General features: G+C 69.5%; 5 protein-coding genes. 2 read left to right on the top strand and 3 right to left on the bottom strand.

What is annotated here, in order from left to right; all coding sequences use genetic code 11:
* Nucleotides 1-70: 70 nt before the first annotated feature.
* Nucleotides 71-742: a murein L,D-transpeptidase catalytic domain family protein gene (locus VLK66_RS24535; RefSeq protein ID WP_325312138.1), complete on the bottom strand. Its 672-nt coding sequence runs from the start codon at nucleotides 740-742 to the stop codon at nucleotides 71-73.
* Between the two features lie 380 nt (nucleotides 743-1122).
* Between VLK66_RS24535 and VLK66_RS24530 the strand changes: the two genes are divergently transcribed.
* The gene (locus tag VLK66_RS24530; protein WP_325312137.1) at nucleotides 1123-2334 is read left to right on the top strand and encodes an ATP-binding protein; all 1212 of its coding nucleotides are present in this window, start codon (nucleotides 1123-1125) and stop codon (nucleotides 2332-2334) included.
* A gap of 104 nt (nucleotides 2335-2438) precedes the next feature.
* Here the strand turns inward: VLK66_RS24530 and VLK66_RS24525 are convergent, their stop codons facing one another.
* Nucleotides 2439-3092: an NYN domain-containing protein gene (locus tag VLK66_RS24525; RefSeq protein ID WP_325312136.1), complete on the bottom strand. Its 654-nt coding sequence runs from the start codon at nucleotides 3090-3092 to the stop codon at nucleotides 2439-2441.
* A gap of 524 nt (nucleotides 3093-3616) precedes the next feature.
* On the opposite strand from VLK66_RS24525, the gene VLK66_RS24520 reads away from it, so the two are divergent.
* Nucleotides 3617-4126 (top strand): hypothetical protein, encoded by a 510-nt coding sequence (locus VLK66_RS24520; RefSeq protein WP_325312135.1) that lies wholly within the window; start codon nucleotides 3617-3619, stop codon nucleotides 4124-4126.
* A 378-nt stretch (nucleotides 4127-4504) separates the two neighbouring features.
* On the opposite strand, the gene VLK66_RS24515 is transcribed toward VLK66_RS24520, so the two are convergent.
* Nucleotides 4505-6919 (bottom strand): aldehyde dehydrogenase family protein, encoded by a 2415-nt coding sequence (locus VLK66_RS24515; RefSeq protein WP_325312134.1) that lies wholly within the window; start codon nucleotides 6917-6919, stop codon nucleotides 4505-4507.
* Nucleotides 6920-7268 lie beyond the last annotated feature (349 nt).

The raw sequence follows: 7268 nt of genomic DNA, 5'->3' as shown, positions 1-7268 counted from the left end.
AGCCGCGGAGAGAGGTTTCTCCGCGGCTCCGCGTCTCCGCGTGAGGCCGATCTTCTGTTCGTTGCGCGCGTCAGGCCTGGCTGCGCGCGAAGTACATCAGGCTGCCTTCCTTGATCAGGTTGATGACCTTGGTGCGCTGGTCCATCGGCAGCGCGGGGCAGCCGTTGCTGCGGCCCTGGATCACCGGCTTGTCGTGCACGTAGTCGGCGCCGTGCACCACCACCGCGCGCGTCCGCATCTTCGAGTTGGTGTCCGACAGGCCGTCCAGGCGCAGCGAGAAGCCGTGCTTTCCCTGGTAGGTCTCGGCGGTGCGCACGAAGCCGAGCGAGCTCATGTTGGAGCCCGGCACGTTGCTGAACTTGTGCGCGAACCCGTCGTGCGCCGGCTCCGAGCCCACGCCGTTGGCCATGCGGAACGACTGCACCTGGCCCGTCTGCATGTCGATCACGTGGAAGCGCGGCTCGCTGGAGCGCAGCGAGTAGTCCAGCACGGAGATGTGCCCCGTGTTGCTGAACTTCTCCTTGTGCGCCTGGAAGAAGGCGAGCGCCTCGGCGAGCAGGTTCTGCGGCACCACACGGTCGGGATCGAGATGCGCGAACGGGGTGGCCGCGATCTCGGTGATCCCCACGGCGGCGGCGGGGAACTGCTCCGGCAGCTGCGCGGCGGCGGCCAGGCTCTCGACGGACTCGCCCTCGAGGTCGCCCCCGTCGAGCTGGTCGAGCGGATCGGGAAGGATTTCCATGGTGTTCTCCAGGGGATGAGAGGATCGGGGGATGGGGAGCGGAAGGGAGATAGCCCCGTCCCCGCGCGGGCGGCGGAGACGCGCATCCGCGGGCGGGTGGGGACCGGCCGGGGACGCGCCGGGCGAATCTCAACATGCGTCCAAACGCGCGGCGGCGGAATAGCCATCATCGCATCGTGCGACGGGTCTCGCGGCGTGCTGCCGATCCCCCGCATCGCCCGATCTTCTCCATCCCCCGCCGTCCGGCGAAGCTCTTGCGTTCAGTGCGCGCGGCGGCGTTGAAAACCGCGGAGCGAGAATCTCCGTAGTCCATCAGGCCGCTTCGGGGGTAATCAACACTCTCGCACTTTCGCACCCTCGCACTTTCGCACCCGATCTCGATGGCAACCGGTTGGCGCGAGCTGTTCTTCGGTCCGCAGCCCGAGCGCGCGGGAATGGTGGAGCCCCTGGTTCCGCGGCGGACCTTCGCGGACGTGATCCTTCCGCCCAGCACCCGGCGGCAGCTGGACCAGGCGCTGGTGCAGATCAAGAAGCACGACATGCTGTTCGGCGACTGGGGGCTGGGCGAGCGGCACGACACCGGGCTGGGGCTGGCGTTCAACTTCGCCGGGCCGCCGGGGACCGGGAAGACGATCTGCGCCGAGGCCATCGCCCACGCGCTGGGCAAGCGCCTGCTCGTCGTCCGCTACGCCGAGCTGGAGAGCCAGTGGGCGGGCATGACGTCGAAGAACGTGTCCGCGGTGTTCGAGGCGGCCAAGGAGCAGGACGCGGTGCTCTTCTTCGACGAGGCCGACGCGATCGCCAGCCGCCGCTTCACGCAGATGGACCAGGGGTACCAGCGCGAGGCCAACTCGGTGGTGAACGTGCTGCTGCGCGAGGTGGAGGAGTTCCAGGGGGTGGTGATCTTCGCCACCAACCTGGCGGCCAACTTCGACCCGGCCTTCGAGCGGCGCATTCGCACGCACATCCTGTTCGAGATGCCGGGGCCCGAGGAGCGCGAGAAGATCTGGCGCACCCAGCTCCACGCGCGGAAGACGCCGCTGGCCGAGGACGTGGACTTCCGCGCGCTGGCCGAGCGCTACCCCGGCAGCGGCGGCGACATCAAGAACGCGGTGCTGAAGGCCGCGCAGGCCGCCATCGCCGAGCCCGGCGAGGACGCGGACAAGCGCATCGGCCAGCGGCACTTCGCCGACGCGATGGAGGAGGTGATCGGGGCCAAGCGGGTGATGGACCAGTCGCTCTTCGGCGCCGCCGCGCCCAACCTCCCCCTGCCGTGGAACGGCGACGGCGCCGCGACGCCGGGCGACGAGCTGCGCGACGACGTGTCGGCGCTGGCCGCGCGGCTGGTGGAGGTCGAGGACACCCTCGTGGCCATCCCCGAGGCCCTGCAGCGCCTCGAGGGCCAGCGCGGCGAGGCGCAGCGGCGCATCGAGCAGCTGGTCGCGTCGGCGGAGCAGGACCGCGAGGGCGCGCGCTCCGTCATCGCCCAGCACCAGGCCGCGTGGGAGCGGCGGCTGAACCTGGTCCTCGCCGCCAGCGCCGTCTCCATCGTCCTCGCCGTGATCGCCATCGCCCTCGCGCTGGTGCGATAATCTGAAAAGACGGTTTCACACAAAGCCACGGAGGCGCAGAGAACCGCGAGTGGTTCTCTGCGCCTTCGTGTTCGCGTGCCGCTGCGTACAATCCTTCTTTTGCATCACCAGGAAGCCGGCTTCTCGACAAGGGTACCGTCCGCGAGCTTCACCTGGAGCGGGAACTGGGCTCGCTGGATGTCGCGTTGCGAGATGTTCCAGGAGAAGTCGGTGGCCTGCTCGAGCTCCGTCGTGTGGCGGTTGAACGGAAACGCGACGCCGATCTTCCCGTGCGGAAACAGGCCGCGCGCGGTGCGAACCGCCGGCATCAGATCCGAATCTCCCGACACGATCACGACTGCATCCGCCTCGTCCCTGACGAACGCCTCGACCAGCTTGAGGCCGATGGCCACGTCCGTCTCCTTCTCCTCATGGCGTTTGTACCTGTGCTTGCACGCCGGGCAGACGAAGTCCTTCACCTTGAACTTGGAGAGGACGACCGAAACACCCGTGCTTTCCAGGGCCGAGATATACGTCGCGTGGCGATTCACGACCCCCCGGTCGGTTCCGGTCAGGTGGGTCGCTAGTGCCGAGAAGTAGTAGATGCCGCCCAGTTCGACTCGCCCGCCGCCGAGCTTCCCGCGGATGGCGCTCAAATACCCGGTCAGCAGCTTGTCGAGGTCGAGCCATTTCACGCGTTGGCCACTGATCTGCTCCACCTGGCGCAGGGAGTGGTAGACGTTGAAGCCATCGACAAGAAAGCTGATCCTCTTGTTCATTGGCGCTCCCGCGAGAGAAAAAAAAACCCCTGGTCCGCAGACCAGGGGGGCCCGAGGTTCTACCCTCGGGGATGATGCACATCAAGGTTACGCAACGTAACCTGATCCGTCAAGTGCCTGAAGTGTGCGTCTGGAGGAGCAGAGAGCCGGGAGTCGTTCTCTGCCCCTCTGGTGCTCTGCGTAAAACCTGTCTTTCCGTTCTCACGGCATGGTGGGGGGTCGCCCCACGGCGAGCGTGCACAATCGACGACGCGCATTTCCGTGGTGGCCCGACAGAGCGCGGCGCGGCGGACGCGCATCTTGGTTCACGAGCGGAGGGATGCGCCTCCCGCGGATGGAAACGCAGCGACCCGGAGCCGTCCGCCATGACCACCTTGGCCGCCGCCCCTTGGATTATCCCCACGATGATTCCCGGCCGACACCGCGCCGCGCGGTGGACGAAGTTCTGGCGCGGTGAGGGCCTCCGGAGCACCTTGCGGAGAGAGGCGGGTCCGTCCGGCCACATCAGGAAGCGGAGGTGGGCGATGAAGGGATGGCGCTGGATGGCGGGCGCGGCGCTGGCGATGGGGATCGCGGCGTGCGCGCCGGCGCGGGAGCCGCGGGTGCCGGTGAGCATCAGCCCGGCGGACCTGTCGCGGCTGGGCGGCGAGTGGACGGGCGAGTACAGCAGCCCGGCGACCGGGCGCAGCGGGAGCATCGTCTTCCACCTGACCGCCACCGCCGACTCTGCGCACGGCGACGTGGTCATGGTGCCGCGCGGCACGGGCGCGCCGCTGCGCCGCGCCGTCTACACCGGCCAGCCCGGGACGCAGCCGGTGCAGCCGCAGGAGCTGACCATCCGCTTCGCGCGCTTCCAGGGCGAGCGGGTGACGGGGATGAGGGACCCGTACACCGATCCCGACTGCCACTGCCCGGTGAGCACCACGTTCGAGGGGACGGTGGCGGGGAACCGGATCGAGGGCACCTTCACCACCCGCGGCTCCCCTTCGGGCGATCCGGTGACGGGCACGTGGCGGGTGGAGCGCAGGCAGTAACGCAGCCAATCCAGCGCGCGTCCGCGGCATCCGCGCCGCCCTCTCCCCGCGCCTTAGAGCGCTCGCCCTCTCCCGTACCGGGCGAGGGGGGCTGCCACGCCATCGGCGCGGCCTGCAACCTCTGGTCGCGCCGATAGTTCCACGTGTCGGTGATGGTGTGGAAGCTACCTCTCCCGGTACGGGAGAGGTGGACGGCCTCGGCCGGCCGGAGAGGGCGCGATGCCGGCGGAAGCGCTAAGAAGCTCGTCTCGCCTCCTCCATCCACACAGACGAAACCGGCGCCCCGCTGCGATGCGGAGGCGCCGGTTCATCGTCACGCCGTACTTCCGTACTTCCGTACTTTCGTACTCTCGTGCTCTCGTACTTTCCCCTACTTCGTCACTCCCCGTACGGTACCCAGATGTTCTTCACGTTCGTGGCCTGGCGCAGGAACTCGGCGCCCTCGCCCTGCGCGGGGTCGAACCAGTCGCGCGGGCGGCCGTAGCCCACGAAGGTGCGCTTCATGTTGCCGGCCGAGAGGCGCTCCACCATCTCGCTCCCCTCCGCCCCGCCGAAGTACCACATCGCGTCCACGTCGTCGTGCGCGGCCAGCGTCTGCGCCAGTTCGTCGCGCTTGCCGGTGACGATGTTCACCACGCCGCCGGGGACATCGCTGGTGTCCAGCACCTGGTAGAAGTCCGTCGCCGCCAGCGGCCAGCGCTCGCTGGGGATGACCACGACGGAGTTCCCCATCGCGATGGCCGGTGCCACGAGCGAGACGAAGCCCAGCAGCGGCGCCTCGTCCGGGCAGGCGGCGCCGATCACGCCGATGGGCTCCTTCATCGCAAGCGTAACCATGCGCACGGGGGTGGCGTGCACGTCGCCGTCGTACTTGTCGGCCCACGCGGCGTAGACGTACAGGCGGCGGATGGTGGCGTCCACCTCGCGCGCGGCGCCGGCCTCGTCGCCGGTGAGCGTGGCGATGCGGCGGGCGAACTCGTCGGTGCGGGCGGCCAGGTTCTCGGCCAGGTAGTAGAGCACCTGCGCGCGGTTGTGCCCGGTCTGCTTCCCCCACCCCGCGGCCTTGTGCGCCGCCTCCACCGCGTTGCGCACGTCCTTGCGGTTCCCCAGGCCGACTTCCGCGATCAGCCGCCCGCCCGCGCCGTGCACCGGCATCGAGTAGCCGCTGTCCGGCCGCGCCTGCTTCCCGCCCACGTACAGCTTCGCGGTCCGGTCGATCGGCGGCAGCGTGGGCCCCTTTGTCTTCGCGGCCGCATCCGCCTTCGCCGCCTTGGTCTTCGTCTGCTGGGAAGCATCGCCCTTCGCCTTCCCCATCTCCTTCTCCCACTTCGCCTTCACGTACTCGTACAGCCCCTCGCGGCCGCCCTCGCGCCCGTAGCCGCTCTCGCGGTAGCCGCCGAAGCCGCTGGCGGCGTCGAACACGTTGGTGCTGTTCACCCACACCGTTCCCGCCTTCACCTTGGGGGCGATGTCGAGCGCCAGGTTGATGTTCTCCGTCCACACGCTGGCGGCTAGCCCGTACGGCGTGTTGTTGGCCAGCTCCACCGCCTCGCCCGGCGTGCGGAAGGTCATGGACACGACCACGGGGCCGAAGATCTCCACCTGCGCGATGGTGGACGACGGCGAGACGTCGGTGAAGAGCGTGGGCGGGAAGAAGCACCCCTCCTGCGGGCAGCTCCACGACGGCTGCCACATGGTGGCGCCCTCCTCCACGCCCTGCTGCACCAGCTGCTGGATCTTCTGCAGCTGCACGGGCGCCACGATGGCGCCGATGTCCACCGACTTGTCCAGCGGGTCGCCCACGCGCAGCGTCTCCATCCGCGCGCGCAGCTTCTCCGTGAGCTTCCGGGAGATGCCCTCCTGCGCCAGGATGCGGCTTCCCGCGCAGCACACCTGCCCCTGGTTGAACCAGATCGCGTCGACCACGCCCTCGACCACCGAGTCGATGTCCGCGTCGTCGAACACGATGAAGGGGCTCTTCCCGCCCAGCTCCAGCGACAGCTTCTTCCCGCTCCCCGCCGTCGCCACGCGGATGATGCGGCCGACCTCGGTGGAGCCGGTGAAGGCGACCTTGTCCACGTCGGGGTGCTCCACCAGCAGCGCCCCCGTGCGCCCGTCGCCGGTGATGATGTTGACCACGCCCGGCGGCAGCCCCGCCTCGTCGCAGATCTCGGCGAAGAGGATGGCGGTCAGCGGCGTGAACTCGGCGGGCTTCAGCACCACCGTGTTCCCCATCGCCAGCGCGGGGGCGATCTTCCAGCTCAGCATCAGGAGCGGGAAGTTCCAGGGGATGATCTGGCCGACGACGCCGAGCGCTCCGCAGTCGCGCAGCTCGGGGTCGGTCTCCATCAGCTGCGCCCACCCGGCGTGGTGGTAGAAATGCCGGGCCACCAGGGGGATGTCGATGTCGCGCGACTCGCGGATGGGCTTGCCGTTGTCCATCGACTCGAGCACGGCGAAGAGGCGCGAATGCTTCTGCACCTGCCGGGCGATGGCGTACAGGTAGCGCGCGCGCCCGTGCCCGCCCAGCGCCTGCCACCCCTCCAGCGCCCCGCGCGCGGCGGCGACCGCCGCGTCTACGTCCGCCTTACCCGCCTGCGCGACGCGGGCGAGCGGCTTGTTGTTCGCGGGGTTCACGGTGTCGAAGTACTCGCCCTCGCCCGGCCCGCGCCACTCGCCGCCGATGTACATCCGCGTGGTGCGGTCGTGGTCGTCGAGCCAGCGCGTGGCGGGCGATGCGCTCTCGGGCGCGGGCCCGTACTCCAGCGTCTCGAAGATCTCGGCGATGCTCATCTGCGTGCGTCCTGTGTGCTGCCCTGGGGCGATGGGTCGGTAGCGCGTAAGTATACACGCCGCAGCGGTCCCGCGCACGCCGAGGGGACAGGAGACAGGGGATAGGGACGGGGGAGGGGGGATGGGGGATGGGACGAGCTTCGTGGCGCGCCCGCGGCGCCGCGCCCTCTCCGGCCGGCCGAGGCCGTCCACCTCTCCCGTACCGGGAGAGGTAGCCATCCGGCATCACCCGGTACGGGAGAGGGCGAGCGCTCTCAGGCGCGGGGAGAGGGCGCGAGGCGTCGGGCGCGCGCCGTCGCCGGACAAACGTCATCTGGAACCCGCGTGCACGGGGCGCCGTACCGCCATA

The organism is Longimicrobium sp., from assembly GCF_035474595.1.
GTDB lineage: Bacteria > Gemmatimonadota > Gemmatimonadetes > Longimicrobiales > Longimicrobiaceae > Longimicrobium.
Note: the sequence above shows the minus strand (reverse complement) of the source record. Positions and strands in the feature narration are given on the sequence as shown.

What these genes read in the sequence shown, in the direction of transcription:
- VLK66_RS24535 (WP_325312138.1), bottom strand. Translation starts at nt 742, where the DNA reads ATGGAAATCCTTCCCGATCCGCTCGACCAGCTCGACGGGGGCGACCTC.
- VLK66_RS24530 (WP_325312137.1), top strand. Translation starts at nt 1,123, where the DNA reads ATGGCAACCGGTTGGCGCGAGCTGTTCTTCGGTCCGCAGCCCGAGCGC.
- VLK66_RS24525 (WP_325312136.1), bottom strand. Translation starts at nt 3,092, where the DNA reads ATGAACAAGAGGATCAGCTTTCTTGTCGATGGCTTCAACGTCTACCAC.
- VLK66_RS24520 (WP_325312135.1), top strand. Translation starts at nt 3,617, where the DNA reads ATGAAGGGATGGCGCTGGATGGCGGGCGCGGCGCTGGCGATGGGGATC.
- VLK66_RS24515 (WP_325312134.1), bottom strand. Translation starts at nt 6,919, where the DNA reads ATGAGCATCGCCGAGATCTTCGAGACGCTGGAGTACGGGCCCGCGCCC.